Genomic DNA, 25,978 nt, shown 5'->3' on the forward strand with positions numbered 1-25,978 from the left:
GGAACCCTTCATGGACGCCACCATGGACAGCCGCCCACAACGTCCCGCCGATCCAGGCACAACGCCGCCGCACGGCCTGTTGCAGCCGGCCGCTGCCGCCAGCGGCTGGCTCGATCGTGTCGACCCTGGTACCCACCGTCGCATCAAAGGCCTGCGGCTCGTCACCGCTTACGGCATCGCAGCCGCCCTTGGGACGCTGCAGGACATCGCCCACAGCGTGCCTGGCAGCGTCTCGCTGGGCTACCTCGCCGGCAGCTTCGCGTTATGGGCCAGCGTCTCCGAAGGCAAAACAACCCGCGCCGAATCGAGCCGCGATCTGATCCTGCTGAGCGGCGCTGCCGCTTTAGGCGCGATTCTGTTCGTACTGCTATCGAATCCGTTGCAACTCATGGGTCGAGGCGCCTCCGAACTGGCGCTGGTGATCGGCGCATTTCTGGTGGGCTACCTCAAACGTTTCGGTGTGCTTGGCGCCGGCGTCGGATCGCAAATCTACATCGGCGAGTTACTCGCATACGGCACGCATTTAACCGCCACCGATCTATGGGCGATTGCCGTCGCCACCTTGATCGCCGCACTGGCGTCGGTCGTGCCGCGCATGCTGAGCGGGCCTGCGGAGCGGCCCGTCATCGCGGCGGCGCTCGCGCCTTTACCGAATCCCTTGCCGGGCGGATGCTCGCCGCAGTTCTTCATGGGCTTGCAGGCGGCCATCGGCGCGTTGGCGATCTGTCTGCTAAACAGGCTGATCAGCCTCGAAGAATCCGCATGGGCGATTACCGCGTGCACGTATGTCGTCGCCGGTTCGGCAACCGGCACGATACAGCGCGTGCGGCGCCGGATTATCGGCACCTTGATCGGCGTTCCGCTCGGCCTGGCCTGCCTGCCCGTCGCTGAACATGCGCCGCTGCTGATTTGGGCGGCGGCCGCCATCGCCATGGTCATCTACGCAATGGCGTTGCCGGAGCGCTACGACATCGCCTGCGGCGCGTTCGCTTTCACGCTGATCGTCACGCTGGCGGCAAGCGGCGTGCATTCGATCCCCCTGCTGGCGGCGCGCGCGTGGGAGACGCTGCTCGGCGGCGCGATCGGCCTGATCGCCGCCATGTGCATTTTTCCACTGCGATCCGCGAGTCCCGACAAATAGACCGCGACGCAACGCGTGCCGCCCGCGCACCTCTAGCCTCAGGCGAGGCCGCCATTCGCACGCAGAATCTGGCCGTTGACCCAGCCGGCGTCGGTTCCAGCGAGGAACGAGACCACGGCGGCAATGTCCTCGGGCTCGCCCAGGCGTTGCAACGGCGGCATATTCGCGAAGGTCTTGATCTGCTCTTCAGTTTTGCCGTCGAGGAACAGCGAGGTCGCGACCGGGCCGGGCGCAACCGCGTTCACTGTGATGCGGCGGCCGCGCAATTCTTTCGCGAAGACGCGGGTGAAGGCTTCGACCGCCGCCTTGGTCGCGTTGTAGATCGCGTAGCCCGGCATATTCAGCGCGAGCGTCGTGCTCGAAAAATTGACGATGCGCCCGCCCTCGTTCATGCGCGCCGCGGCTTCGCGCAGTGTGTTGAAAGTGCCGCGCACGTTGATGTCGAAAGTCTGGTCGTACAGCGCGTCGGAGGTTTCGGCGAGCGGCAGCGCTTTCAGCACGCCGGCATTGTTCACCAGCACGTCGATCTTGCCGAGTTGCTGTTCGACGGTCCCGAACATCGCGCGGACTTCGCCGGCGTCGGCCACGTTGGCCTTGACGGCAATCGCCTTGGTCCCTTGCGCCGAGAGTTCGACGGCCAGCGCGTCGGCTTCCTTCGAACTCGACGCGTAATTGATGGCAACCGCGAATCCACCGCGGGCGAGCCGGCGCGCCACTTCAGCGCCAATCCCGCGCGATGCGCCCGTCACGATGGCAACCTGGCTGTTTTGGGTAATGGTCATGATGTGCTCCTTGCCGTGAGTGATTCAAGTTACTGAATGGATAAACGTATCTTCGACCATTCGATTGCAAAGATAATTACGAGCCGGCTGGTATCATCATTCCATTCACATTAACAATAGACCGCACGAGCCCCGTATGGACCGATTTCAGGAAATGCAGGTGTTTATCCGGATCGCCGAGCGCGGCAGCTTTACGCGCGCCTCCGACGACCTGCAGATTCCGCGCGCCACCGTCACCAACCTGATGCAGCGCATGGAGGAGCGGCTCGGCACGCGCCTGCTCGAACGCACCACGCGCACGGTGCGTCTGACGCATGACGGCGAGGCGTTTTATCGACGTTGCGTGCGCCTCGTGGCCGATCTGGAAGAAGCGGAGGGCTCGTTCCGCGACGTCGCGCCGAAGGGATTGCTGCGCGCGAACGTGCAGGGGACGCTGGCGAAAAACTTTGTCGTGCCCGCCTTGCCCGAGTTCGTCGCGCAATATCCCGGCATCGAGTTGCATATCGGCGAGGACGACCGTCTGGTCGACCTCGTGCGCGAGGGCGTCGATTGCGTGTTGCGGGCGGGGACGCTGCAGGATTCGTCGATGGTGGGGCGGCGCGTCGCGACCATGGCCCAGGTGACCGTGGCGAGTCCCACTTACCTCGCGCGCTTCGGTGAACCGGCGACGCTGCAGGCACTCGAAGGCCATCAGGCGGTGAACTACATCTCCAGCGCCTCGGGACGGGCATTGCCGCTGGAATTCACGGTCGATGGCGAAGTGGTCGAGATGCAGCTTCCATCGGTGGTGTCGGTGAGCGGCGCGGATCTTTACACGGGCGCTGCCGTGGCCGGGCTCGGCATGGTGCAGGTGCCGCGTTATCGGGTGGCGGGCGAGTTGTCGGCGGGCACGCTGAAGATCGTGCTCGCCGATCTGCCACCGCCGCCGATGCCCGTATCCGTGCTGTATCCGCAAAACCGTCAGCTTTCGTCGCGGGTCAGAGTATTCGCGCAATGGCTGCGCGAGATTTTTGAAGCGTCGGGACTGGATGGATAAAGAAGCGGATACGCGAAATCGATACGCTAATTCATAGCGTCATCGTGCCGGGCCATCGAGACGTCACGCGGCATCGAGGCACAAGCCGCCGCCTCCCCCAGCGCTTCGCATCCGACGCGCCGCCTTCGCATCCCCGCGCGAACATCCGCTTTCAAACGCCTACATTAGGGTCGATCGAGCCGGCAAGGCTGGAGCGCCGTGCGGCGCCGCCACCGGATCCCTTCTCACCGACCCTGTGCGAGCACGATGAAACTGCTGCGGATACTGACGGGCGTCCACGCGGGAGCGCAACTGCAGCTCACGCCGGGGACGCATCGCATCGGCGCGGACGACGATGCCGACATCCGCCTCGCCGACTGGCGTGGCGCGGATACGCTGCTGCACGTCGACGCCAGCGGCGTGGTGAGTGCGCAGCGCCTCGCGCCCGATCACGCAAGCGCGCCGCAAGCGGCAAACACCGACGCCGCGCTGGCCAACAGCTCGCCGAATCTTCCCGTCACGCAGGAAGAAGTCATCCTGCTGGTCGATTTCGTGCCCATGCAGTTCGACGACACCATCCTGTGCATCGGCGCCGACGATGCAGCATGGCCCTCGGATCTCGATCTGCTTTCCACGCTGCTTACACGCCCCGCCGAAGCGCGCTTCGCGGCCGAGCGCAAAAAGCGACACCGCTATGTCGGCGCCGTGGTGGCCTGCTTCGCGCTTGGGATCGTGATCGTCGCCGTATCGCTGCTGACCACCACGCAGATGAGCCGCGCAGCGCTGCCGCACAACGCCGACGAGCGCGCGGAGCGTGTCAGCGAAGCGCTCGCCGCCGCGCACGTGAGCGGCCTGCATGCGCATGCGCTAGGTAGCACCGTGGTGGTAACCGGCATGGTGGCCACCGCCGCCGACGACGAGGCCGTGCGCACCCTGCTCGAACGCATTGCGGAGAACGGCATCTCGCGCAATTACGATGTCGCGCAAAACGATGCGCGCAGCATCGAGGATTCGCTGGGGATTGCGGGCGCACACGTGGAATATCAGGGCGGCGGCACCTTCGCGGTGACCGGCAAGGTCAGCAGCCGCGCCAGTCTCGATGCCGCGCTCGCGCGGGTGCGCGCGGACCTGGACGCCAATGTCCGGGGCATCGTGGTGCAGGCGTCCGAAACCGCCGGCGCCGTGGATGCTCCCGCCGAAGCGTCGTACTCCGAAATGATTTCATCGGACGACGTCAAATATGCCGAAACGCCCGACGGCGTCAAGCACATCTACGCGGTCGATCCACCCGCAGGCGCCTCGGATAGCGACGCGGCTGCGGCAAACGCTGCAAATGCCGCCAGCGCCGCCAGCACGGCCACGGCAGCCAACGTGAACGCCACCTCCAGCACCGACAACGACACCGTCAGCCGCAGCGCCGACGCAGGCGTGCCGCTGCCCGACCCCGCCACCCTGCCGGCAGCCGCCGCGCCGTCGTCCGCGAGGCAACACGGCCCGGCAGGCTGATTCTCACTCAGGAAACCCAGGAGATCGATATGTACGAGCAACTCGAACCCTATAGCAGCGACTTCAACGACTTGCCGAAGAGGCTCGCCGACCCGGCCGGCGCGCCGCGCATCGAAGCCATCCGTCACGCGCTCGACAAGACCGCCCAGCAGATCAGCGAGACGCAAGGCGCGAGCGACCTCGATCGCAACAATCTGGCGAAGCTGTATCGCGGCTTTCTGGCTGCGTCGCGCGTGCTGGCGCGGCTTCAGGAAAAACAGGGCGCCGCACTCGCTTGACGGGAGCCCCCTGCCGGCGCGCGGCGGTCATGATGGCGGCCGCGCCCGGTCAACGCGCTAGCTGTGCCGGTATGCGGCCACAACGGCCGGCACGGCAGCAGGTCTCGATGTAGGCCACTTTTCGTTCCACACCCACTGGAGGTTCTCATGTCCGTAGGAAGCGCAGGCTCGATGATGCAAGGTCTCACCAGCGAGATGGACCAGATGACCGAAATGTCTGCTCAGATGCAGGTCGAGCAGAGCATGTACGCATCGGTCTCCGATATCGCCAAGAGCGGTGCCAGCAACGTCAAGAGCGCCGCGCAAGGCAGCTAAGCGGCCTTAGCCCGGCAGGCGCATCGCTGCGCGTTTGCGCGTGGGGCGGTGCGCCGTCGACGCGGCCGGTGCATGTCCCGTGCGTGCATCGGCCGTCTTTCGCTGCGTTATCGAGGTTCAGGCATGAGCAGTGAGCGCTATACCCAGCTGATCGCCGATCTGTGCGCGACCGTCGGTCTCGGCGACGCCGACCACGTCCTGCGCACGCGCTCGATCGAAGTCGAAGGCTTCGACGTGCGGCTCGATTACTTCGAGCGCGACATCGACGCGATGTACGCCAATTTCCACTTCGGCACGGTGACAGCCGGGCGCACGCTCGCGGTATTTCGGCTGATGCTCGAAGCCAATCTGCTGATCTATGCACAAGACCAGGCGCAACTGGGACTCGACACCGACTCGGGCGGCGTCGTTCTAGTGCTGCGTCTGCCGTTCTCCGACGACCTGAACGGCGAGGCGCTTGCCGATCTGCTCGCGCACTACGCCGAACATGGCCGCTACTGGCGGCAAAACATCGTGGAATCGAACGACGAAATGTTCGAAGGCGTCGCCTCGGGCGAGTTCTTCTGGTTGCGGGCTTGAACGGTTAAATGGGCCCAGGCAGGATTGAGCGGCCAGGCAAGGGCCTAAATCGCTAAAAGGGCTTCCGAAACGGCTTAAAGCCCCTGGCTTCCCATCAGCCCTTCGCGGCGTTTTCTACATTCTGTGCGCCCGTTTCGGCAATCTTGGCGATCTCACTGGCCTCCGCTTGCTCGATCTGCATGATCGAACCGACCACGCTCATCCCCGCCGAGACGAGCCCAGCCCCCGCCTGCGCGAGCCCCCCGACATTACTCGACACCGCCGAAGCATTCTGCAGCAGCCCGCCAAGTCGTCCGCCGCCCATATTCCCGAGCCGCGCCGATGCATCGTGCAGCAGGTTGCTGACGCGCCCGCTCACGCTGGTCTTCGAGCCAGGCCCACCGGGCACGTATGGCGTGCCGCCGCGTTCGGTGGTGGAAGGTTTTGCCGCGAACGACGCACGCGCACCGCCACCCGAAGACTTGCCGCCAGTTTTCAGCGCATTCAGGCCGTTCAGCACGGCGCCCCCTTGCGGACCGGCCTGTGCACCGGTTTCAGCAGCCTTGCCGCCGCCCACCGGCGTAGAAGACGGCGTGACGGCATCCGCAAGTGGCGCGAGGCTGCTGTGACCGCCGATCGACGGAGTTTTCGTCATGGTGCTGGCTCCTGATGGAACTGCGGGTTGAAACTACGGGTTGCACCGCGCCCAGTCGCGATGAAAGCAGCGCGGGCGCAGGAACAATATGACTCGCATCCTCTCCGACCATACTGCTGCGTCCGCATGCACACGCCGCCCGGCGCGAAACCGCGTCACCCGACGCGAAGCCGCCCTCGAAGGGACAGGCCCGCACGCGCGCTTCGCCCCCGCGCTCGCCGTTTCGCACCGCGCCGTCTGCCCGACGCGGCTTGCCGGCACACTACGGAGCAGCCTCATTCACCGGATCCGATCATGCGCTTCGTCCCGCTCGAAACAATGGAAACGCCGTCTCTGCTGCTGCGCCCACTCACGCCAGCCGATGCGCCCGCCCTGTTCGACCAGATGCTCGGCGACGCCGGCACGATGCGCGACTTGCCGGTGCCGCGCCATCGCAGCGTCGAGCAGACTGCCCTGTTCATCGACGAAGCGCTGCGCGGCTGGCAGGACGGCACGTTGATCCGCTACGCGCTCGAATGCAGGCAGACCGGCCGCCTCACCGCGCTGATCGAACTGAAACCGGCGCTGCCACGCATCGAAGTGGGCGTCATTATCAGCAGACTCGGCGGAGCACGGCGGCGGCGCGCGGGCATTCTGGCGCTGCAGGATCTGCTCGACTGGCTAATCGAACAGCCGGGCGTGTACCGGCTGTTCGCGTGCTGCGCGGTCGACGGCGCCGCGCACAGCAGCATGGAGCGGCTCGGTTTCGTTCAGGAAGCACTCCTGAGGAATCACGAACCGCGTCCCAACCGCAACCTGATTGCCGATAACAGCTACCTGTACGCACGCACGCGTCCTGTCCCCGCTTTGCCGGAGCCGCCCAATGAAGGAGTAGCGTGGTTGCGCGGCACGCTGGAATGGAGCCTCGAAGACGCATAAACGCCGCAGCGCAGCAAACGCCCTGCAATCCCGATGGATGAAGAAGTGTTCCAGACTCAAGCAATTGTTCAGCTCTCAGGCGATAATGCATAGGTCTGACGAAAGCCGCAGCCCGGCGCGTCACGATGCTTCCCCGGCAGCGATCCCCGCCGGATGACCGACCACACAACAACTACGCCGGAGATGCCTCGATGTCGTTACCGCGGCTAACGGGACAGATGATCGCTTTCTCGCGCTTCTGGCTCGCGCGCGAGGTCGGCCTTCTGATCGCCGACGGCGCCGTCATCGAACTGGCCACGCGCCCTTTTGCCGTGCTGGCCGCTCTGCTCGACGCGCGCGGCCGCGTGCTGTCGACGGCGGAGTTGCGCGAGATTGTCTGGCCCGGCGCGAATATCGATGCCAACACGGTGCAGGCGCAAATCTCGGCGATTCGTCGGGCATTGAGCGACGAGCGCGACCTCATCGTCACCGTGCCGGGACGCGGCTACCGCTTCGCGGGCGAGATTCGCCTCGTCGAATCGCCCGATACAGGGCTCGATGCGGGTACGGCCGGCGCCAGCAGCATTGCGGCGTCGCTCGCCACATCGTTCCTGCCAGCAGGCGCTTCGAGCGGCGCCACGGTCGCGTTACCTGCAGCCGCCGCGTTTGGCCCCGCAATCGGCGTGGCGTCGCCGCCGCCGTTCGGCACGGTGCGCTCCACCTTTTTGCGCGGGGCGCGGCCCGGCGCCGAACTCGCGCCGTCGCCGCCGCCCGCCCCCGTACCCACCAGCGCCGTGGCGTCGCTGCGCTCGCATTCGATCGACCCATCGCCGTTCGTCGGGCGTCATGCGGAACTGTCCGAACTGCTCGCGCTGGTGCCGACCCGCCGCATCGTCACGCTGACCGGCGCCTCTGGCATCGGTAAGACGCGGCTCGCCACCGAGGCCGCCACGCGCCTCGCCTCGCACTTCCCGGACGGCGCGGTATGCGCCGCGCTGGCGTCGCTGGCGCAGCCCGACCGGGTCGTCAACGCCATCGCCGCCGCGGTCGGTCAGGAACCGAACGCGCGTCCCGCCGAGGCCGAAGGACTCGCGGAGCCGGCCCGCCTCGCCGCGCTGATCGGCGCACGGCGCATGCTGCTGATCGTCGATCATTGCGACCACCTGAGCGAAGCCGCGGGCGCGACCATCGAAGCCCTCGTTGCCGCGACACGCGGCCTGCACGTGGTCGCCACCTGTGAGACCCCGCTCTTCATTGCGGGCGAATCGACCGTCGCCGTGGCGCCCTTGCGCGTGCCGCCCGAGCCGCTCCACGGCGCGCCGCAAGCGGAGTCGATGCTCGATTACGACGCGCTGCATCTGCTGCTCACGCGGCTCGGTCATGGTCTGAAAACCGGCGGCTGCGGCACGGCCGCACTCGACCCGCAAGACTTCGCACCAGCGACGCTCGCGGCCGCGTCGCTGCTGTGCCGGCGCATCGACGGGGTGCCCTACGCAGTAGAACTCGCCGCCGCGACGGTCGCCGCACAAGTGCGCGCCGGAGCGCCGGTTGAAACGGCGCTGGCTGCCTTCGCCGCGGAACTCGACGCCGTGATGACGCGCCGCACCGGCGCACGCCGCATCGTGCTGCCGCGTGCGGTAATGGTGCAAGCCATGATCGAGCTTTCGTATGCAGCGCTCGACAGCGCCACGCGCATCACCTTGCGCCGCCTCGGCGTATTCGCCAACGCGTTTACCCAGCAGGCCGCACTCGCCGTGCTAGGTGCATTTGATACGGACTACGAATCAGGTCCGCGCGAGGCGGATGCGCTCGAAAACCAGTTGCGCGCACTGGTGGATGCCGGCCTCATCAACGAGGTGGATTGCGACGGGGCCTTGCGCCTGCGTCTGCCGCAAGCCGTGCGCCGCTTCGCGCTGGACGCGCTCGAACGAACCCGCGAGAGCACCGACGCAGCGGCCCATCACGCGCATTTCGTGGCGCGCGACATGGAGCGGCGCTTCGGTGCAGGTCTGACGGGCGGCGCGTTGCACAGCCGCCACGACATCGATGCCTTGCGCGCCGCACTCGAATGGGCGGTCTTCGCCGACAAGGTCGAACTGTGCGCGGACCTGCTCGACAATACCGCGCCCGTGTGGGTCACGCTTTCGCTCGTCGACGAATACGTGGGCTGGGCCCGTGCCGCGCTGGAGCGCGTGGATACCGCGTCGATGCGGCGCATCCGCGACGAGATGCGTCTGCGCGCAGTGCTCGCGCGTGCCCTGACGATGCGCCATGGCGAGGCGGAAGAGATCGTCGCAAGCTGGCAGCGCACGTATGAACTGGCGAATATCTGCGCCGACACGCCCTACCGCTTGCGCGCGCTGTTCAGTCTCGCGATGGGCGCGCTGGAAGCCGGCGAGGTGGCGCGCTGCCGCGAACTGAGCCAGGCCTTCAGTGAAATCGCCACGGCCACGCAATGGCCGGCGGTCAGCGTTAACGCACGGCGTATCGAAGGGGTCATGCGGGCCTATGCGGGCGAGTACGACGCGGCGATCCGCCTCCTTGCGCCGGTGGTCGGACTGGCCGGCGACGCAGCCGCCGAGCCGTTCGACGAGGACGCCTGCCACGAAGCCAACGCAATGGCAACGGGTTACGGCCTGTCTTTGCATCTGGTCGCGCGCGCGGTGCTGGCCGTCACCCAGTGGCTGGCCGGCGAGCCCAACGTGGCGGCGCCGCTGCGCAGCGCGTTTCGTGACCCCATTGACGAAAGCGAGCCTGTCGCCTGCTGTATCGCGCTCGGCCTCGCCTGTGCGTTGGCGACGCTCGATGACGATATCGTGCTGGCCGAATCGTGCGCGGCGGCATTGGTCACGCGAGCGCGGGTGGCGGGCGTGCGGCGCTGGCTGCGCGCCGGGCTCGATTTCCGCCTGTGGCTCGACGCGCGCCGCGGCGATCAGCAGGCCGCGAAGCGCGTGGTCGGCAGCGCGCTTAGACGCATCGCCCGCGACGACATCTATCTGCTGGACGTCGCATTCATCGCCACGCTGTTGCCGCGCATCGCGCTGCGCGACGAACTGGAACTGACTGCATCATTGGCGGCGACGCTGCTCGGCGCGGTGCGGCGCAGCGAACGCACCGGCGAACTCTGGTATGTGCCGGAACTGCTGCGCCTGTCCGCGATGGTGCAACTCGCCAATGGCGAACCGGCGCACGCAGTCCGGCCGCTTCTCGACGATGCCTTGCAGCGCGCCCGTCAGCAGGACGCGCGGCGTCTCGCGCTGCGTATCACGGTGGATATCGAGGCACTGGATGCACTGTCCGGCGACACATCCGCCGCTGCACCTATTGCGACGGTTGAGCGTCCCTGGTAGCGGGCTTGGGCAAACGTCTGGCGAGACCGTGCAGCGTTGCGCAGACGAGCCGCACGCGTGATTCGTAGTCCTGCGGATCGCCTGCCCGCAACGACTGATACTGCAGCAGGATCGGCTCCGCGCGTTTCCAGCCATAGTCCCATTGCGTGTCGAATTCTGGCGGGGCTGACAGGGAGCGCCTGAGCCGCTCCTTATAATCGGCGACCGTGGCGGGCTTAAAGCCGCACAGTTCGCGCCCGAGATGCGCGCCCCGGCCGGCCGACTGAATCCGGTCAGCGAGCGCGCCGGGATCCTGGTAGGCCTGCGCCATGCATGCACAACAGGCACAGCATGCCGCAAGGCACAGTCCGGCGATGCCGTGACCGGCCGGGCGAACCGAAGCTGTCATGCCCATCGTCGACCTCCTTGCGCAAGACCTTCGCCGCGCCTGCGAGACTCTGCCCGCTCCGTCGCGTTGCGTCAGAACCGGTAGCCCGCGCCGGCGAATATCACGTCGGTATCGCGGTCATAACGCGTCACCACGCGGTTCCATTCGAGCCGCGCATCCCAGTGCTGGGTAAGACGGTACGAGCCCGCAATCGTCACGAGACCGGAGACCTTGCCCGCCCCCGGTCCCGGCGACTCGCTATTCTCGTTTTCGTTGATCGCGTAGTACAGACCCGCGCCCACGGCAAGCGTGACCTTGTCGTTCAGGAACGCGCGGGTGGCCCACAACTGGCTGGTGATGCCGTCGCGGCGCGCCAGTTTGCTGCTGCCTTCATGCAGATAACCGAGCGTGACGTCGAGATAGCGGGCCAGCCCGCGCCGGTATTCAAGGGCGCCGCCCAATGCCGACGGCGAGCTGGTCGAATTGACGATGGTCTTGCCCAGATACGCGGCCACTTCGTTGTTCGTCACGTTGGCCGTGCTGCTGGACGCCCAGTCACGCGGACCGGGGCTGTCCGGCGCGTCGAGCTGATAGCCCACGCCGAACATGACGCTGGTCGCATCCGGGCCGCGCTGCACGTGCACACGATTGAGCTGCAACTGCGCGATCCAGCGGCTCGACGCGTAATACGCGGCACGCACGCTATAGACGACGCCCCAACCGTGCGTATCCGAATAGCTACCGCCCTGATCGGCAGTGGTGGTGTCGAAATAGCGGTAAGGGCCGATACCCGCCTGCAGAATAAACTTAGGATTGCCAAGCGGAACGCGGCCCCATAGCTGAAGCAGCTGGCCGTCGCGATGATGGTCGGGCACATGGCCTTCGTTCAGCCACGAGAAGCTCGCTGCGAAATACTGTCCGAGGCCTTCCTGGTAATTGAAGGCCCATGTATAGGTGTCAGTATTGCTCGCCCTGGCGGCGCCGCCGAATAGCGAGAATTCCTGGGCCTCGGCGGCCGGCGCACCGAGCAACTCGCCGGCGACCAGCGCCGCACCCAGCAGCAGGACATTGCAAACCGGCTGCGCCGGCATCCGTCCCGCGACCGTTTCCGCCGGCCTGGACGCATCTGAAGACGTATCCGGCGACGCGGCCGCGGATGCCTCTGCCGTAGCGGCGCGCGCGTGCCGGTACACCTCTTCACGCGCCTCGCGAGCAAAACGCTGCTTTTCTACGAGCTTGAGCTTGCGGGTACGGTCTGCGCCCAACACCGCGTAGTAGCGCTCGGCATGCACGCGCCTGAAGCGCACGTAGAAATCCGGTCCGGGCAAACCGGAGTCGGTACACAGGAGGGCGCCGTAATCCGCGAGCCGCAGGTCGCAAATGGAGGACGTCGCCTTTTCCAACGCCAGATAGCGCCGGTTCAAAGGCATATCCGGTGGAAAGATCGTGTGGAAGCTGCCATACGTGACGAGCTTCCTGCGCCGCGCTGCCCGCAGAAGCAACTGGGCAATCCGCGCCTCGAGTTCAATGTCCATGTCAGTCCTTGCATAACTGCGAGTGCGGGCAGACGCCGCTACCGCGCGCCCCCAGGACCGACTGGACGCGCTGCTTTCCTGCACCTGTCTAACGCTTACCAGCTTTGCTATGCCACGTCCCTCTGCCGGCTTGAAAGACCAGCACAGGAGACCGGCGTGGGAAACCTCTTGCGGCATCGCACGCCGGTTCCAAGTCATCAATTACCTTGGAGGACTGACGACCACATATTGCACCGTCGCCCCCACGTATTGCGGCTGATACCAGTTCGGGCCGCACTGCTGGTACACCACACCGGCAACCATGACGCTCGTGCAGCTCGGCGGCAGGGCTGCGACGGTTGTCCCCACCACGACTGCCGTCGTCACGCCCACCGCCACGCCGACCGCGACAGGATCGACATACCAGCCGTCATCGTGGTGATGGTGGTCATCATCGTGATGATGATCGTCGTCGTGATGATCGTGACCGTCGTCGTGATGGCCATCGTCGTGGTGATCACTGCCGCCGCTGTCGTGATGGTCGCTGCCACCGCTGTCGTGATGGTCGCTGCCGCCACCGTTATCGTGGTGTTCGCTGCTGCCACCGTTATCGTGGTGTTCGCTGCTGCCGACATTGTTGCCGCCGCCGTGTGAATTCTGGCCGCCGCCGTTACTGCCGCCGTGCGAGTTCGACCCGCCGCCTCCACCGCCTCCGTTAGACGGCTGGCCGCCGCCGTGCGAGGACTGTCCACCACCGCCGTGGGACTGACCGCCGCCGGGTGCCCCGCCGACATTGCCGCCGCCATGCCCCCCGCCTCCGCCTCCCTGAAACCCGCCGCCGCCACCTCCGCCACCGTGGAAGCCGCCTCCGCCCCCGCCCCCGCCCTGGAAGCCTCCGCCTCCTCCGCCGTGGAATCCCCCACCGCCGCCGTGGATACTCGTGCGGGCCCCGCCACGAATCCCAAAGGCAAAGCTGGTAGCCGATGTCGCCGAAAACGTCAGGGCGAGCGCAATAGCGGTCAGTCGCGTCAGTGGTTTCATTGCGCGTCTCCCTGTTGATCGTCGTCCGCCGTAGCCGCGGCCGGACGCAGCGGAATCTGCCGCGCGCCCGGGCCTGGATGGAACGTAAAGGTGCCGGCCTCGAAGGTCGGATTCAGCGTCCACTCATAGTTGACAGCGTGTTGCGGCCGCGATGGCTGGGTTGTGTCCGTGACGACGAACCGGCACGGCAACGGCCGCGAGCCGGTCTGGACCCACAGTTCCCAGTCGAGCCCCGGCTGCTGATACGCATAGTGGTTGCACCACTTGCCGCCGACCTTGTCGAGCCCGATAAACAGCGCGCTGGTCAGCGCCTTTTCGTCGTCCGACTGCTCGCCCCAATAAAACAGGTCGACGAGCGGAAACTGAACCCCGTATTTCTCGTCGGCGTCCGCCACCAGCTGGCGGATGGTGGGCGGCGCCGGCACCTTGCTGTAGTAGTGAGCGGTGTCGTTGAACAGCACGAACGTGTGACCGTCGTAGACGAGACCCTTCGGCGCGCGGCTACCCGTGATCACGACCCGCACCTTGTCCGGCCGCTGCACCGACATTTCCGTGCGATGCAGAAAGCCGACGTTCTGCCCCGTGGTGAGCACGGCGTCCGTGACGCTGTCCGCCACGATCCGGAAACTCTTCAGGCTGCGCAGATAGGCGCCGACCTTGTTCAGGGCGTCGACGGCCTGGGGTTGCATCTCGCCTTGCGGCTGCGCCGCTTCATCGCTCCCCGACGCCGGCGCCTGAGCCAGGGCAACTGGCACGCCGGCCATGGCGGTCAGCGCGGAGCCCAGCAGGACGAGGCGCCTGACCCGCAAGGCGCTGGCGCCGTCCCGACCGTCCCGACGTGAATTGAACAGGTTCACTATGCTCTCCTAAATCACTGAAACGTTGCACCAACTGTCATTAACGGCTTTATCGTTTCAAAAATCGACGGATTTTGTATCCAGCCGGCTTCCCATCAGTAAGAATAGATTTATGCGGAAAACAACCCCATTTTACTCAGGGGATAAACACCGGCAGAATGCTGCAAAACAGGAAACAGAAAAACGGGTTGAATAGCGCGATGCCATTTAAGCACTAAACGAGAAAAGCTCGCTGTGGATCGGCCATACGAAGTCCTCGGAGAGCCTCAACTGGCGCACCGGGCCAGTGTGCGAAGCAAATCTCCGGAAAAATCTTCAGACGGTAAAGTTGTAACTGGATGCTAGCAAACGTTTTAAGGAACATCAAGCAACAATACCGGGACGTCAAAATCCGTAACGATGCGGCAGATTGTTTCAATCGGATAGCTGGTATAACGCGAGGTGCTTCACGTCATATAAAACGAAAAAAATCGAAAACGCTTTTATTTTTGTCCTATCGCACACAGCCAATAAAAAATCATTTATTACTAATGATGTCAGGGTGGCCCCGCCCGGTTCTACGGCCCCGGCAGGGTGACGCCCGGAACAGGTCCGGCACAGAAGAGACTTGAAGTGCGGGATCCGCGTCCCGGAGAGGAATGATTGCAGATGCGAGCGGCGTTCGCGCCGTCGGCCCCGGACTTGAATGGACGGTCAATCTCATGCGCTCCCGAACCGAAGAGCTTCCGACTGTCACGCGGCGCATGAACGCGGCGCAAATGCTGCTGGCCGGCTCATCGGTGGGCGCGGTCGCCAAGGCGCTGCACCTGTCCACGGCCACGGTGAAACGCTACAAGGCCGTCCTCGACGAAGGCGGCCTCGACGCGCTGAAGAAAATGAGCGTCGGCGGCCGTTCATCGGCGCTCGACGCCGCCGCGCTCGAATGGATCGCCGCCGCCTTGCGCGGCTCCGCCCAGGCGCACGGCTTTCCCAGCGACGCATGGACCAATGCGCGCTTGCGCGAATTGATCGGCTCGCGCTTCGGCGTCCAATACTCACGCGTCTACACGTGGCAGATCGCCACTAATCTCGGGCTCGGCCACCGGCTGTCGAAATCGAGCCGCTGACCCGGCGCCGCGCCGCGGCCGCGGCACCCGCTTCTCAGGACCGCCAGATCTCCTTGAGCCGGCCCAATTCGGCGGGTCGCGTATAAGAGCGGTACAACTCGCCGACAGTACCGAAGGCCAGCGCCGGCTTGAGCGTGGCGCCGGGCAGCGCCTGAGTGATCCAGTCGTAAGCGTTCATATCGCGCTGCTCGGCATGCACGGCGTCCGTCAATGCGATGAGCGCCTTGTCGGCAGAGTGGCTGCCGAGGTCCACGAAACAACTCTCGAACAGATGCTTCGCTGCAAACGCGGGGCGCAGATCGGGGACTCGGGTGCTCACATGGCTCTCCTACACGGGTTGTCCCCTTCCATGTAGCAGATGGATGTGACAACGCGTCGAAGCGGATGGAGAAATCCGGACTTGCAGCGAGGGGCCGCGCACCCGCCTGAATGCAGGGTAATGGCGTTTAACTGAATCTTCGTACCGTTTAATTTCAATGCAAATTGCGTGACAGATATTTCGGCGGGATAGCCCAACGGAACATATTTCGCATTAAAAAATGCAAATCCGAAAAAAATTCACAAAATCCGGCCTCCAAAAATTCGATGCACGTAGCGCGATTAACCGGCATGGTCTCAAACGCCCGCTCCGCCTGGAGTCACACGCTGTTCGCCGCGCATCGACAAACCGACACCGGCACATCCATCCATTACGCATCTTTCCGGCTTTAATATCCCTGAAACCTGGGATTATTAGCCTGTTTGTTTTAAAAATAGAAAAATCAAATCGTCTAAAGGGTGCGTGCGGATAAAATCGCGGCTCAAAATCCGGCAGGCTTGACGAGTTTCACCCAAAATGAATACGAGGAAACATCCGGCGAGGCGAAGTTCGGGCGCAAAATCGGCAGCGCGAGCCATGCTGCTGCCGCTTGCGGCCGAATCGATCCGCGCCCGCTCGCTGCGCGGTCATCTTGCCCTGGAGGCGTTGCGCGCGGGTTCGGGAAACGGCCATCTGCTAAGCGAGCTGATTCATATTCTGTACGTGGCCTGGTATCTGCGGGAAGCGGGTTTCGGCGCGGCCGACGCAGCACTCTTTGCGCAGGCCGAACAGGCGCTCGAGTGCAGCGCAGCCCGCGCGAGCGCCGAGGACGTCTGGCGGCTGGACGACACCGACGTGCCCGTGCTGGAACAACTCCTGACGTTGCACGACGACCAGTTACGGCTGGCTCCCGTCAGCGCAATGCGCGAGGTGCACAAGCGTCTCGCACGCTTCGCGCAAAGCGACCGGCCGACGCCATGGCCGAGGTTCGACAAGCCATAAGCGCGTGAATCCCCGCAGGTGGCACGCAAGCACAAACACCCACAAACACGGTCCCCAAGCCCGGACTCCAGCAAGCCCGAAAAAAAAGCCCCGTCATCTTGCGATAGCGGGGCCGAGTCCCATGTCAAGGAGTAGTCATGGAGGAGACGAGCCGATCATAGCCGCCGACCATCGACGTCTCCAACCAACTCTTTGCGCTTTGCTTATCCATGCCCGCTTCAGGTGCATTTCATGCTGAGCATGGATGGATAACCCTCTCGACGTATATCGTTAGAACGAAAAGTCGCTTCGCGCTGCTACCATCGGTCACTAAGATGGCGGTTTACGTCAAGTTTAGTTGGCAGGCTTGCGCGCAGCCCGTGCGAAGCCGCGACTGCCGCTACCGAAGGAGCATTTCGTTGACCAGTTTCGATCAAAATCGCCGCCCGCTCGTTATCGGCATTGGCGGCACGACACGCGCGGCGTCGTCGACCGAGCGCGCGCTCGGTTTTGCCTTGCGCGGCGCGGAAGCGGCCGGCGCCCGCACCCGTCTGTTCGGCGGCACCTTTCTGCATAGCCTGCCGCATTACGCACCTGAAGATCCGCAACGCACCGACGCGCAGTTGGAGCTGATCGAAGCCGTGCGCCAGGCCGACGCGCTGATCATCGCCACGCCCGGTTATCACGGCGGCGTGTCGGGTCTGGTGAAAAACGCCCTCGATACACTGGAAGAACTGCGTGCCGACGAGCGTCCTTACCTCGATGGCCGCGCGGTCGGCTGCATCGTCACGGCTTATGGCTGGCAGGCCGCCGGTTCGGTGCTCACTTCACTGCGCTCGATCGTCCACGCATTGCGCGGCTGGCCCACGCCGTTCGGCGCCGGCATCAACACTCTCGAAACTCGCTTCGAGACCGTCGATAGCTGCTCCGACCCGAAAGTGGTCGATCAGCTCGCCACTGTCGGCCAGCAGGCCGCCCAGTTCGCCCTCGCGTTCAGCGCGCAGCACGCGCCGGCGCATCCCGGCACGGCCGCCGAAACCCGCAAGGCCAAGGTCCTGACGCTCGCCAGCTAATTGGCCAGTTAATTGGCCATATAAGTGGCCAATTAAGCGGCTCACTTACCGGCTCACTTACGCGCCCCGTTAAACGCACGACGCCGCTTACGGACCTGCAGCGGCGCTGTGCGTGGCCCACCCCACAGACAGACTGAACGGCACGCCGGATAGTGATAGCAACGCATCCGGGGCCGCCTCAGTCGAATTCACGAAGACCGTTCCAGGTCCGGCGTGATTTGCTTGCGACGAATGATTGGTTCACGCGTGAGGCCGCCCGGCCTACGCTAGTTCCTGCCCGCCCACCATCCGGTCGGCACTATGCGTAAAGATTCCTTTGCAACGCATGCGGGCAGAACCATCGCCATGAATATGATCGACAAGCTATCCAATACAAAGGTTACGAGGTTGCCCCCGACGCGCAGCAATTGCCCAACGGGCTGTTCGCCGCGAATCTGACCATCGGGAAAACCACGGCGGACCACGGGCGTGCCTACTCATTCGACGCGCTCGACTACTTCTTCGACGAAGAACACGCGGTGGCGTACGCGTTCCGCTGGGGACGCATGTGGGTCGACAGTCACCAATAAAGGCATGCTGCGGAGCTGACGACGCGCTTTAAGCGGCTGTGACAGAATAGGCGGCACGTTCCGCCCTGTCACGCGCGGCTTACATGCGTCTACTGCATGCGCCCGTTACGCGCGTGTCATACGCATTTGCCGTTCGTATCTGTCACACGCATCTGCGACGATCTCATACGTGAAGAGCGGTTCTGGGAAGCCCAGGCAGCGGTATGCTTGCGGTTTTGTCTGGACGCGCAACCCCGAGCGGGCCCACGAGGAGATCTTACGCATGACATGGACCGTCGACGAACAGTTGGCCCTCACCGCAACCGAAGCCGTGGTTGCCATCCAGAGCGGCCGGCTGACAGCCACGGAGTACATCGCCACCCTGCTCGCCCGCGCCGCCGCGCTATCGACGCTCAACGCGCTCACCGTGCTCAACATGGAAGGCGCGCTCGCCGCCGCGCAACGGCTCGACGCCTTGACGCCCGCCGAGCGCGCGGCATTGCCGCTGGCCGGCCTGCCGATCGTCGTCAAAGACAACATCAATACGCAGGGACTCATGACTTCGGCGGGCACGCCCGCGCTGGAGGGCTTCGTGCCGCGCGAAAACGCGCCCACGGTGCAGCGCCTGCTGGACGCCGGCGCCATCGTGCTCGGCAAGGCCAACATGCACGAACTGGCCTTCGGCATCACCAGCACCAACCTCGCGGCACACGCCGGACCGGTGCGTAATCCCTACGACCCCGGGCTGATTCCGGGCGGCTCGTCGGGCGGCACGGCGGTCGCGGTTGCCGCGCGCATCGTGCCGGCCGGGCTCGGCACCGACACCGGCGGCTCCGCCCGCATTCCGGCCGCCCTGACGGGCACGACGGGCTTTCGACCGTCAGTGGGCGATGGCGGCGCCGAACGGCGCTACCACGATCCGCACGCCGTGGTGCCGATCAGCCATACGCGCGACACCGTCGGTCCAATAGCGCGCAATGTCACCGATATTGCCCTGCTCGACGGCGTCGTGACAGGCGCCGGACCATTGACCGCAGTAACGCTGAATAGCTTGCGCATCGGCCTGCCCGCTCAGCTATGGGAAGGCCTCGACGACGCGCTGGAAGACGTCGTGCGCGCGGCATTGACGCAACTGGAAGCCGCCGGCGTGACCTTCGTACAGGTCGAGATGGACGAGTTGCTCGACCTGAACCGCAAGGTGGCCTCGGCCGTGGCGATCCACGAGGCATATGAGGACATACCGGCATGGCTGGTGGCCAACGATGCACCGGTCAAGACGCTGGCGGAGATTGCCGCGCGCATCGCCAGCCCAGACGTGCGCCGGATCTTCGATGCGATCATCGAGGACCCGCTTGCCCAGCAGTATCAAAGCGCGCTGACCGTATGGCGGCCGCAGCTGCAGCAGTTATATGCGCAAACCTTCGCCGCGCAGCAGCTCGACGCGCTGCTGTTCCCCACCACCCGTCTCGCGGCCGTGCCGATCGACGACCTGGCCGGTTCCTCGGCGGTGTCGATCAACGGCGGCGCACCTATCGATGAAATGGACGCCTATCTACACAACACCGACCCAGCCAGCAACGCCGGCATTCCGGGCCTCTCTCTGCCGGCCGGCCTGACGGCCGAGGGCTTGCCGGTAGGACTCGAACTCGACGGCCCGCTCGGCAGCGACCGCCGTCTGCTCGCCATTGGCGTGGCATTTGAGAAGGTGCTCGGCGCGTTGCCGGCACCCACGCTTTAATGCGCGCGCAGAAAGCGGCACCCGCGGTTGCGCCCGCTCAGGCCGGCCATGCGTTGCGGCGTTTTAAGGACTTCACCGTGGGACGCATTGCAACCTTCGTCGCCGTCGCGCTGCTCACCAGCAGCTGCGCGCAAATCGCCGCCGCCGATCCGGACGCGCTATGGAAAATCGTCGGCGGGCAATGCGTGCCCGAGGCGCAAGCCAGCGGCCGGCCCGGTCAATGCGTCAGCGTCGATCTGAACGGCCACTATGCGATCCTCAAAGACATCTTCGGACGCACGCAGCATCTGCTGATTCCAACCGAGCGCATCACCGGCATCGAAAGCCCGATCATCCTTGACGCCAGCGCGCCGGACTACTGGCAGGACGGCTGGAATTCGCGCAAGGTGGTCGAAGCGCCGATCAAACAGCCGCTCGCCGCCAATCAGTTCGGACTGGAAATCAATTCGGAATTTCGCCGCTCCCAGCAGCAGTTGCATATTCATATGGACTGCATGCGCACGGACATCATCGACGCGCTCGCCGCCGATCGTCACGATGAGCCGGGTCAATGGCGCTGGCAGACGCTCGACGGTTCGCGTTACCGGGTCATGCGCGTCACCAGCCTCACGCAGGACAACGATCCGTTCCGGATCGTCGCCCGCGACCATCCGGATTCGCAAGCCATGGCGACGCAGACCATCCTCGTGACCGGCGCCGGCCCCACCGACGAAGACGGCTGGCTCGTGCTCAACAGCGGCCTCGACATCGACAAAGGGAGCGGCACCGCGGAAGGCCTGCTGGATCACAAATGCAGGCTGGCGGCCGCACCGCAACCGTAGCGGCTATTGCGCAGCGCTCGCGCCGCCTTCGCCCGCCGGCAGGCCCTAAGCGCTTTTTCACAGATGCTTTGCGCAACAAAATGGTTCGTCGCGGGCAAGGTGGCCAGTAGGATCGGTTTTAACGCGTCGTCTGACGCTTTCCGTATCCTTGGGCACCACCCGTACTGCCGATGGCGATCTATCTCGACGACACGCAACGCAAAGCCCTGGCCCGCCTCGCCGCGAGCTGGACCTGGCGCACGGAGTGGCCGACATGGATACTGATCGTCACGATCTACGGCGGATGGTTCGGCGTCGCCATGCATGCGCGCAGTCTCGGACTACCGCTCTCCACCGCGCTGCTCGCCTTGCTGGGCGCGTGGTACATGTCCTTGCAGCATGAACTGCTGCATGGGCATCCGACCCGTTCGCGTCTCATCAACGGCCTGCTGGGCTTCGCGCCGCTCGCCGTATGGTTCCCCTACGGCATCTACCGCGATTCGCATTTGCGGCATCACGAGGACGTCCATCTGACCCGTCCCGAACATGATCCCGAAAGTTACTTCGTTACCCTAAATACATGGCATCGTGCCGGCGCGGCCACGCGTGGGTTGCTGACGCTGCGCAATACCTTCGCGGGACGCCTGCTGGTCGGTCCTGCTTTCGCGATTGCCGCCACCGGCATCGAGGCCGCCCGCAAGGTGGGGCGCGGCGAATGGCGTCACGTGCCGCTGTGGCTCGCGCATGTGGCATCGGTGGCCGCGCTCGCGTGGTGGCTGCAGTCGGCTTGCGGGATTCCGGCGTGGCTGTTCGTGCTGGGCGTGGGCTATGGCGCGCTGTCGTTGAGTTCGGTGCGGTCGTTTCAGGAGCATCGGGTGGCCGAGACCGTCGAGCATCGCACTGTGCTGAATGAAGCGGCGTGGTTCTGGCGTCTGCTGTTTCTGAACAACAACTACCATTTGGTCCACCATGACTTGCCTCATGTTCCCTGGTTTGCACTGCGGGACGTCTATCAGAGCTCCCGTCAGCAATATATTGAACGCTCCGGAGGCTTTCTGGTAAAGGGTTACAGCGAATGGCTGAGGCTCTACGCGTTCGCTCCGGTTGCAAGCCCAGTTTATGGGGATCTATCCCGCTTGATCCCGAGCGGTCCCACTGCTTCCCGCCTCTTTGCGGGTAAATTGCGGGTAAAATTCATGGTAGTTATCCGTCCAGGAGAACTCCATGAAGCTGACTTACCTACTACTGCTGAACGCCAAACCGCAGGCCAAGCCCTATAAGCTCCGTGACCGCGATTCCATGTACCTGCGGGTGTCGGTCTCGGGTTCGAAGGCATGGAAATTTGACTACCGGCTGGATGGCAAGGATTGCAGCTATACACTCGGGCGATTCCCAGATCTGTCGATAAACGACGCCCGCCAACGTCGCAACGAAGCGGCCAAGCTGGTGGCGTCCGGTATCCACCCCAAGGCCTATGAGCAGCAGTTGCAACTGCAGACGATCGCACACAACAAGAACACCTTTTGGTCCGTCTGCGAGGACTGGATCGAAGACAACCGCGACAGGTGGAGCGAGTACTACTGCGGGCAGGCCATACGCTTTCTCTCACGCTACGTGAAAGATTCGCCACTCGGGAAGATGCCCGCACGCGAGATCAAGGTGGCCCACGTCTACGATCTTCTGCAATCGATTGCCAAGCGCAAAACCCTTTCAGGTGGCGAACGCAAGGCCGGGGGTGCACCGCACATTGCAGTACGTCTGCGTCAGCACCTTGATGCAATTTTCAGACGGGCAATTATCAGCGGGCGGGCCGATAATAATCCGGTTGCGGCTCTGAAGGTCTCGGATGTGCTGACGCTTCCAGCTACGCGTCACAATCGTGCGCTGGAGACCGACGAACTGAAACGCGTGCTGGATGCCTTTACCGTCGTGGGGACACCACTCACACAACTGGCCATGCGCCTACTCTTGCTAACTTCGGTGCGGACTGCAGAGCTGCGAGGCGCGACGTGGAAGGAAATTGACCTCCAAACTGCGACATGGGTCATTCCAATTGAGCGCATGAAAATGGGGCGTCCGCATATCGTGCCACTGAGCACTCAGGCAGTTCAGGTTCTGGAACGAATTCAAAAAATAAGAGGTACCAAAGCCGCAGACGACTATCTTTTCCCGAACATGAGAGACCGATCTCGTCCGATGGCGGCGACCACAATCAATGCGGCGCTCATTCGTGCCGGATTTAACAACGAACGGCTATTTAGGGCGCATGGCACACGCGGTACGTTTAGCACATGGGCGCACGAACAGGGGTTTGCTCCATTGGCGGTTGAACGTCAGTTAGCCCACGTCGAGAAGAACCGGACGAGCCGAGCTTATAACAAAGCTGAGTTATTTCCTGAACGACGGAAAATGATGCAGGATTGGGGCGACTATCTTCAGGGCGTGAGCGGTTAATTGTTCGCAGCAAGTCGCTTGTGTCGCTATGCTTCACTTCTCCAAACGCATAGGAAGGCAACCCGACTCCAACAGTTGTCCGATCGCGGCAGCCATCGTGAAGCAGCAACATGAGAACCGGCGACACGCCGACCTTGTTTTCCCTTCGCCCCGCACGAAGATGCTCAGTGACATGACGCTGACGGCTCTTTTGCGCCGGGCCAAGGCGGTCAGCGATGCACCTGGGCGGGTCGCAACGGCGCATGGCTTCCGTTCCTCTTTCCGCGACTGGGCGAGCGAGTATGGCTACTCACGTGACCTCGCTGAGCGTGCGCTGGCGCATGCGGTTGAGGACGATACCGAGGCCGCCTACCATCGCACTGACCTCAACCTGCGCCGGCCGATGATGCAGGCGTGGGCCGACTTCGTCGGCGGACGTCGACAAGAAAGCAAAGTCACTTGACGATGCCAGCACCGCCGATCAGATTCCGGCCGAAGCGTGAGCGTACGATGCCAGGCGAATACCCGCTTCGCGACCTGGTTCGGTCGCACGGTTAATGGGTGCGATATGCTTGAGCGGGCTCAGTCCACTATCCCGCGCGGCTGGACCGCTTGGGTCGTGACTTAAACCGCGCGAGCTCTTTGTCAGCGAGGACATAGTCGTTGCAGTCATGCAGGCGAGCCAAGGCTAGATCCAGAAATGCTCGCACCCGCTTGGGCTGATCTGTCCTGTTTCCGTAGTAAAGGTGCAAACCGATTTGCGAACTCATATGCTGCAGTAGAACCGGCACCAGTCGTCCCGCACGGATATAGGATGCACAATAGCCAGTGACGCAATTACACGTCCGGGGTACGTCCTGGTCCAGTGTTCATGGGCGATCTTGAAGAGTTGCCCGGCTCGCCTCTCTCCGATGGGCGCGCCGAAAAGCTCGAACGGGTCGATCAGCTCGTCGAGCGTCGACAGGTTAAAACTGCGTTCGCGTCGTATCTTTTCGGCCCATTTCTGGGCGGTCAGGTGATAGAGGCGCATAGCAGGGATCCAGGTCTTGATGCGTGTGGAATTATCCCTGCTGTCGCCCAAAGGTCGGTCGCTCAAAGAACGGATTGACACTTGCGGCACTCGCGTCGCCCGGTCATTCCGAGGATCAGAGGCTGATGCATGGCCCAAGCGCCAATCGCACATCCTGGCTTCTGTCCGCAGGCGCACGTATCTGTGAAATATGTTCGAAGTTCGTTTAACCCGCGGCGCCCCTTTATTGTCGTCACTTCCGGTGACCGTTCACCGCGTCCTTGAATGCTTTACCGGCCGTAAACTTCACCGTCTTCGCGGCTGGGATACGAATCTCCTCCCCCGTTCGCGGGTTACGTCCGACGCGTGCGGCACGTTTGCCTTGCGTAAATGAGCCAAACCCGATCAGTTGCACATCCGCGCCGTCTGCGACCGCGCCGCTAATCGTGTCGATCAATGCGTCAATCGTCTCGCCAGCCTTGGACTTGCTCGCGCCCGTCGAGGTAGCTACCGCCTCAATCAATTCCTGCTTGTTCATCACTGTTCTCCTTCATTCGTTGTTGCACTTCACGACCACGTCCAGACTACAACCGTCGTTATAAAGGAACTCGTCCGCCTCTTCAAGCGGTACACGCCAATGCCCAGCGGATGCACAGAACGCGCAATTCATCCGATGCCGCATAGGCCAGGAACATCGACCGGGGACCGCGCTATCCGATTTCTCCCGATGCAGGCTGACCGGTCGCGGCAGCCTGTATCGGCGATCTCGCGTCGCTCTGCACGAAGCGCTGAAGCCGCTCCCAGGCCGCCTCATACACATATGCCGCCACCGTCCCGAGTTGCTGGTCATGGATCGCAAGGATCGACTCCAGCGCCTTCTGGCCAACATCGGGCAGTGCCCACTCCCTGCCGTTCTCCGCACAGCTGATGCTCTGCTGTAGCGCTGTTTCGGCTGCACGGAACAGCTCGATCTCGCCGCCCTGTGATCCCCTACCACGGAGAAAATATGCGAGATACACCACCTTCAACAGGCAGAGCATCTGCTGGGCACCGCCGTGGCCACTACGCAGGGTAGCCAGGGCGAGATGATTCTCAAGCGCCATTGCCCGGACCCTGGCCACCGGCAGGGGTAACAGCATGTCCTTTGTGAGCGGCTTTCTGCGTGCTTTTGTGGCGAGGCGGTGCGTACGAACCATGAATTCAGGGCAGCAAGAACTGGGCGGTATTCCCGCGGCAGGAGCCGGCCGAACAGACATGTCGGCTGGCCCGTCACGGTCACACCGTGGCTGGCCGTTCGGGCCGGCAAGCCGACACGCGCCAGAAATCGGTACTGTAGCAACAAATGATCGCCGACAGAACCTCACCGAGCCTCGCTTCACATCCGTCGGCTATTCGTCCCGAGTCCCCGTCCCGATACCGCAAGGGCTGCTTGTGAACTCATTGGCTGACGTTCGCACCGAACCCAACCGACATTCTGACGATCCATGATCAGGCTGCAAGTTCGGCATCCGGGTAACGGCAAACGCCCGCCTGCGCACGACTCCCGGTTCAGAACTATCATATCGTCAGACATATGCGGCAGCCGTGGAAAGCCGGACATGGACAAACCGATCGAGATCACCCACTACACGTCCTTTGCGATTGATGACCTGCTGTTCCTCGGGAAACAGTGGAAAGCAGCGCGGCCGCAAAGCGCCCGGCAGATCGAGAGCCTTG

The 25,978-nt window shown here is 63.8% G+C and carries 27 protein-coding genes; 17 read left to right on the forward strand and 10 right to left on the reverse strand.

From position 1 onward, the window contains the following. Positions 1-10: 10 nt before the first annotated feature. Positions 11-1,141: an FUSC family protein gene (locus FQ755_RS01035; RefSeq protein WP_144150254.1), complete on the forward strand. Its 1,131-nt coding sequence runs from the start codon at positions 11-13 to the stop codon at positions 1,139-1,141. Between the two features lie 38 nt (positions 1,142-1,179). On the opposite strand, the gene FQ755_RS01040 is transcribed toward FQ755_RS01035, so the two are convergent. Next, positions 1,180-1,923, reverse strand: a complete 744-nt coding sequence (locus tag FQ755_RS01040) for an SDR family oxidoreductase (RefSeq protein WP_144150255.1) — start codon at positions 1,921-1,923, stop codon at positions 1,180-1,182. 136 nt (positions 1,924-2,059) lie between these two features. On the opposite strand from FQ755_RS01040, the gene FQ755_RS01045 reads away from it, so the two are divergent. The 5 genes from FQ755_RS01045 to FQ755_RS01060 all read left to right on the forward strand — a co-directional run bounded on the left by FQ755_RS01045 (position 2,060) and on the right by FQ755_RS01060 (position 5,616). Further along, positions 2,060-2,959 carry a LysR family transcriptional regulator gene (locus FQ755_RS01045; protein WP_144150256.1) on the forward strand — a complete coding sequence of 300 codons (900 nt, stop codon included), beginning with the start codon at positions 2,060-2,062 and terminating at the stop codon, positions 2,957-2,959. Positions 2,960-3,205: 246 nt separating this feature from the next. After that, complete coding sequence (locus tag FQ755_RS01050) at positions 3,206-4,444, forward strand: type III secretion protein (RefSeq protein ID WP_144150257.1); 1,239 nt, start codon at positions 3,206-3,208, stop codon at positions 4,442-4,444. 29 nt (positions 4,445-4,473) lie between these two features. After that, positions 4,474-4,722, forward strand: coding sequence for a type III secretion protein (locus FQ755_RS01055; RefSeq protein WP_144150258.1), 249 nt, complete (start codon positions 4,474-4,476; stop codon positions 4,720-4,722). A gap of 147 nt (positions 4,723-4,869) precedes the next feature. Next, positions 4,870-5,037 carry a hypothetical protein gene (locus FQ755_RS37075; RefSeq protein ID WP_171991560.1) on the forward strand — a complete coding sequence of 56 codons (168 nt, stop codon included), beginning with the start codon at positions 4,870-4,872 and terminating at the stop codon, positions 5,035-5,037. Positions 5,038-5,160: 123 nt separating this feature from the next. Beyond that, positions 5,161-5,616 (forward strand): CesT family type III secretion system chaperone, encoded by a 456-nt coding sequence (locus tag FQ755_RS01060; protein ID WP_144150259.1) that lies wholly within the window; start codon positions 5,161-5,163, stop codon positions 5,614-5,616. A gap of 94 nt (positions 5,617-5,710) precedes the next feature. Here the strand turns inward: FQ755_RS01060 and FQ755_RS01065 are convergent, their stop codons facing one another. Further along, the gene (locus FQ755_RS01065) at positions 5,711-6,250 is read right to left on the reverse strand and encodes a hypothetical protein (protein ID WP_144150260.1); all 540 of its coding nucleotides are present in this window, start codon (positions 6,248-6,250) and stop codon (positions 5,711-5,713) included. A gap of 294 nt (positions 6,251-6,544) precedes the next feature. On the opposite strand from FQ755_RS01065, the gene FQ755_RS01070 reads away from it, so the two are divergent. Both FQ755_RS01070 and FQ755_RS37080 read left to right on the forward strand, forming a co-directional pair. Further along, positions 6,545-7,168, forward strand: a complete 624-nt coding sequence (locus FQ755_RS01070; protein WP_144150261.1) for a GNAT family N-acetyltransferase — start codon at positions 6,545-6,547, stop codon at positions 7,166-7,168. 191 nt (positions 7,169-7,359) lie between these two features. Next, positions 7,360-10,497 carry a winged helix-turn-helix domain-containing protein gene (locus FQ755_RS37080; protein ID WP_186308376.1) on the forward strand — a complete coding sequence of 1,046 codons (3,138 nt, stop codon included), beginning with the start codon at positions 7,360-7,362 and terminating at the stop codon, positions 10,495-10,497. Here FQ755_RS37080 and FQ755_RS01080 read toward each other — a convergent pair. The 4 genes from FQ755_RS01080 to FQ755_RS01100 form a co-directional block, all read right to left on the reverse strand. Continuing rightward, the gene (locus FQ755_RS01080) at positions 10,469-10,891 is read right to left on the reverse strand and encodes a hypothetical protein (protein WP_144150262.1); all 423 of its coding nucleotides are present in this window, start codon (positions 10,889-10,891) and stop codon (positions 10,469-10,471) included. The genes FQ755_RS37080 and FQ755_RS01080 overlap by 29 nt on opposite strands. A gap of 65 nt (positions 10,892-10,956) precedes the next feature. After that, on the reverse strand, positions 10,957-11,955 hold the full coding sequence (locus tag FQ755_RS01085; protein ID WP_144150298.1) for a porin family protein: 999 nt from the start codon (positions 11,953-11,955) through the stop codon (positions 10,957-10,959). Between the two features lie 645 nt (positions 11,956-12,600). Beyond that, a complete protein-coding gene (locus tag FQ755_RS37915) occupies positions 12,601-13,419 on the reverse strand; it encodes a hypothetical protein (protein WP_186308377.1) in 819 nt (272 codons plus the stop codon). Continuing rightward, positions 13,416-14,276, reverse strand: a complete 861-nt coding sequence (locus tag FQ755_RS01100; RefSeq protein WP_144150264.1) for a DUF2092 domain-containing protein — start codon at positions 14,274-14,276, stop codon at positions 13,416-13,418. The genes FQ755_RS37915 and FQ755_RS01100 overlap by 4 nt, the downstream gene beginning before the upstream one ends. Positions 14,277-14,977: 701 nt before the next feature. Between FQ755_RS01100 and FQ755_RS01105 the strand changes: the two genes are divergently transcribed. Continuing rightward, the gene (locus tag FQ755_RS01105; protein WP_144150265.1) at positions 14,978-15,382 is read left to right on the forward strand and encodes a helix-turn-helix domain-containing protein; all 405 of its coding nucleotides are present in this window, start codon (positions 14,978-14,980) and stop codon (positions 15,380-15,382) included. A 34-nt stretch (positions 15,383-15,416) separates the two neighbouring features. On the opposite strand, the gene FQ755_RS01110 is transcribed toward FQ755_RS01105, so the two are convergent. Continuing rightward, the gene (locus tag FQ755_RS01110) at positions 15,417-15,701 is read right to left on the reverse strand and encodes a hypothetical protein (RefSeq protein ID WP_144150266.1); all 285 of its coding nucleotides are present in this window, start codon (positions 15,699-15,701) and stop codon (positions 15,417-15,419) included. A 516-nt stretch (positions 15,702-16,217) separates the two neighbouring features. Here FQ755_RS01110 and FQ755_RS01115 point away from each other — a divergent pair. The 8 genes from FQ755_RS01115 to FQ755_RS01150 all read left to right on the forward strand — a co-directional run bounded on the left by FQ755_RS01115 (position 16,218) and on the right by FQ755_RS01150 (position 23,716). Next, positions 16,218-16,682, forward strand: coding sequence for a hypothetical protein (locus FQ755_RS01115; RefSeq protein ID WP_144150267.1), 465 nt, complete (start codon positions 16,218-16,220; stop codon positions 16,680-16,682). Between the two features lie 398 nt (positions 16,683-17,080). Beyond that, a complete protein-coding gene (locus FQ755_RS01120) occupies positions 17,081-17,734 on the forward strand; it encodes an NADPH-dependent FMN reductase (RefSeq protein WP_144150268.1) in 654 nt (217 codons plus the stop codon). Between the two features lie 365 nt (positions 17,735-18,099). Continuing rightward, positions 18,100-18,303, forward strand: a complete 204-nt coding sequence (locus FQ755_RS01125) for a transcriptional regulator (RefSeq protein WP_144150269.1) — start codon at positions 18,100-18,102, stop codon at positions 18,301-18,303. Between the two features lie 262 nt (positions 18,304-18,565). Further along, positions 18,566-20,020 (forward strand): indoleacetamide hydrolase, encoded by a 1,455-nt coding sequence (gene iaaH, locus FQ755_RS01130; protein ID WP_144150270.1) that lies wholly within the window; start codon positions 18,566-18,568, stop codon positions 20,018-20,020. A gap of 77 nt (positions 20,021-20,097) precedes the next feature. Continuing rightward, on the forward strand, positions 20,098-20,841 hold the full coding sequence (locus FQ755_RS01135) for a CDP-diacylglycerol diphosphatase (RefSeq protein WP_260858231.1): 744 nt from the start codon (positions 20,098-20,100) through the stop codon (positions 20,839-20,841). A 170-nt stretch (positions 20,842-21,011) separates the two neighbouring features. Further along, complete coding sequence (locus FQ755_RS01140; RefSeq protein ID WP_144150272.1) at positions 21,012-22,100, forward strand: fatty acid desaturase; 1,089 nt, start codon at positions 21,012-21,014, stop codon at positions 22,098-22,100. Then, the gene (locus FQ755_RS01145; protein ID WP_144150273.1) at positions 22,045-23,274 is read left to right on the forward strand and encodes a tyrosine-type recombinase/integrase; all 1,230 of its coding nucleotides are present in this window, start codon (positions 22,045-22,047) and stop codon (positions 23,272-23,274) included. Before FQ755_RS01140 ends, FQ755_RS01145 begins: the two co-directional genes overlap by 56 nt. 97 nt (positions 23,275-23,371) lie before the next feature. Then, positions 23,372-23,716 carry a tyrosine-type recombinase/integrase gene (locus FQ755_RS01150; protein ID WP_222105698.1) on the forward strand — a complete coding sequence of 115 codons (345 nt, stop codon included), beginning with the start codon at positions 23,372-23,374 and terminating at the stop codon, positions 23,714-23,716. Positions 23,717-24,019: 303 nt separating this feature from the next. On the opposite strand, the gene FQ755_RS01160 is transcribed toward FQ755_RS01150, so the two are convergent. The 3 genes from FQ755_RS01160 to FQ755_RS01170 form a co-directional block, all read right to left on the reverse strand. Then, entirely contained in the window at positions 24,020-24,283 is a 264-nt protein-coding gene (locus tag FQ755_RS01160) for a hypothetical protein (protein WP_144150275.1), read from the reverse strand. A gap of 232 nt (positions 24,284-24,515) precedes the next feature. After that, a complete protein-coding gene (locus FQ755_RS01165) occupies positions 24,516-24,800 on the reverse strand; it encodes an HU family DNA-binding protein (protein WP_144150276.1) in 285 nt (94 codons plus the stop codon). 172 nt (positions 24,801-24,972) lie between these two features. Next, positions 24,973-25,401 carry a hypothetical protein gene (locus FQ755_RS01170; RefSeq protein WP_186308378.1) on the reverse strand — a complete coding sequence of 143 codons (429 nt, stop codon included), beginning with the start codon at positions 25,399-25,401 and terminating at the stop codon, positions 24,973-24,975. Positions 25,402-25,978: the final 577 nt, after the last annotated feature.

The organism is Paraburkholderia sp. BCC1885 (genome assembly GCF_900996235.1).
Lineage (GTDB): Bacteria > Pseudomonadota > Gammaproteobacteria > Burkholderiales > Burkholderiaceae > Paraburkholderia.

Excerpts from the sequence above, each read along its gene's own strand:
- FQ755_RS01070 (WP_144150261.1), top strand. The coding sequence starts at position 6,545 with ATGCGCTTCGTCCCGCTCGAAACAATGGAAACGCCGTCTCTGCTGCTG.
- FQ755_RS01055 (WP_144150258.1), top strand. The coding sequence starts at position 4,474 with ATGTACGAGCAACTCGAACCCTATAGCAGCGACTTCAACGACTTGCCG.
- FQ755_RS37915 (WP_186308377.1), bottom strand. The coding sequence starts at position 13,419 with ATGAAACCACTGACGCGACTGACCGCTATTGCGCTCGCCCTGACGTTT.
- iaaH (WP_144150270.1), top strand. The coding sequence starts at position 18,566 with ATGACATGGACCGTCGACGAACAGTTGGCCCTCACCGCAACCGAAGCC.
- FQ755_RS37080 (WP_186308376.1), top strand. The coding sequence starts at position 7,360 with ATGTCGTTACCGCGGCTAACGGGACAGATGATCGCTTTCTCGCGCTTC.
- FQ755_RS01160 (WP_144150275.1), bottom strand. The coding sequence starts at position 24,283 with ATGCGCCTCTATCACCTGACCGCCCAGAAATGGGCCGAAAAGATACGA.
- FQ755_RS01085 (WP_144150298.1), bottom strand. The coding sequence starts at position 11,955 with ATGCCGGCGCAGCCGGTTTGCAATGTCCTGCTGCTGGGTGCGGCGCTG.
- FQ755_RS01080 (WP_144150262.1), bottom strand. The coding sequence starts at position 10,891 with ATGGGCATGACAGCTTCGGTTCGCCCGGCCGGTCACGGCATCGCCGGA.
- FQ755_RS01165 (WP_144150276.1), bottom strand. The coding sequence starts at position 24,800 with ATGAACAAGCAGGAATTGATTGAGGCGGTAGCTACCTCGACGGGCGCG.
- FQ755_RS01115 (WP_144150267.1), top strand. The coding sequence starts at position 16,218 with ATGAATACGAGGAAACATCCGGCGAGGCGAAGTTCGGGCGCAAAATCG.
- FQ755_RS01065 (WP_144150260.1), bottom strand. The coding sequence starts at position 6,250 with ATGACGAAAACTCCGTCGATCGGCGGTCACAGCAGCCTCGCGCCACTT.
- FQ755_RS01040 (WP_144150255.1), bottom strand. The coding sequence starts at position 1,923 with ATGACCATTACCCAAAACAGCCAGGTTGCCATCGTGACGGGCGCATCG.
- FQ755_RS01050 (WP_144150257.1), top strand. The coding sequence starts at position 3,206 with ATGAAACTGCTGCGGATACTGACGGGCGTCCACGCGGGAGCGCAACTG.
- FQ755_RS01145 (WP_144150273.1), top strand. The coding sequence starts at position 22,045 with ATGAAGCTGACTTACCTACTACTGCTGAACGCCAAACCGCAGGCCAAG.
- FQ755_RS01045 (WP_144150256.1), top strand. The coding sequence starts at position 2,060 with ATGGACCGATTTCAGGAAATGCAGGTGTTTATCCGGATCGCCGAGCGC.
- FQ755_RS01105 (WP_144150265.1), top strand. The coding sequence starts at position 14,978 with ATGCGCTCCCGAACCGAAGAGCTTCCGACTGTCACGCGGCGCATGAAC.
- FQ755_RS01140 (WP_144150272.1), top strand. The coding sequence starts at position 21,012 with ATGGCGATCTATCTCGACGACACGCAACGCAAAGCCCTGGCCCGCCTC.
- FQ755_RS01170 (WP_186308378.1), bottom strand. The coding sequence starts at position 25,401 with ATGCTGTTACCCCTGCCGGTGGCCAGGGTCCGGGCAATGGCGCTTGAG.
- FQ755_RS01035 (WP_144150254.1), top strand. The coding sequence starts at position 11 with ATGGACGCCACCATGGACAGCCGCCCACAACGTCCCGCCGATCCAGGC.
- FQ755_RS37075 (WP_171991560.1), top strand. The coding sequence starts at position 4,870 with ATGTCCGTAGGAAGCGCAGGCTCGATGATGCAAGGTCTCACCAGCGAG.
- FQ755_RS01060 (WP_144150259.1), top strand. The coding sequence starts at position 5,161 with ATGAGCAGTGAGCGCTATACCCAGCTGATCGCCGATCTGTGCGCGACC.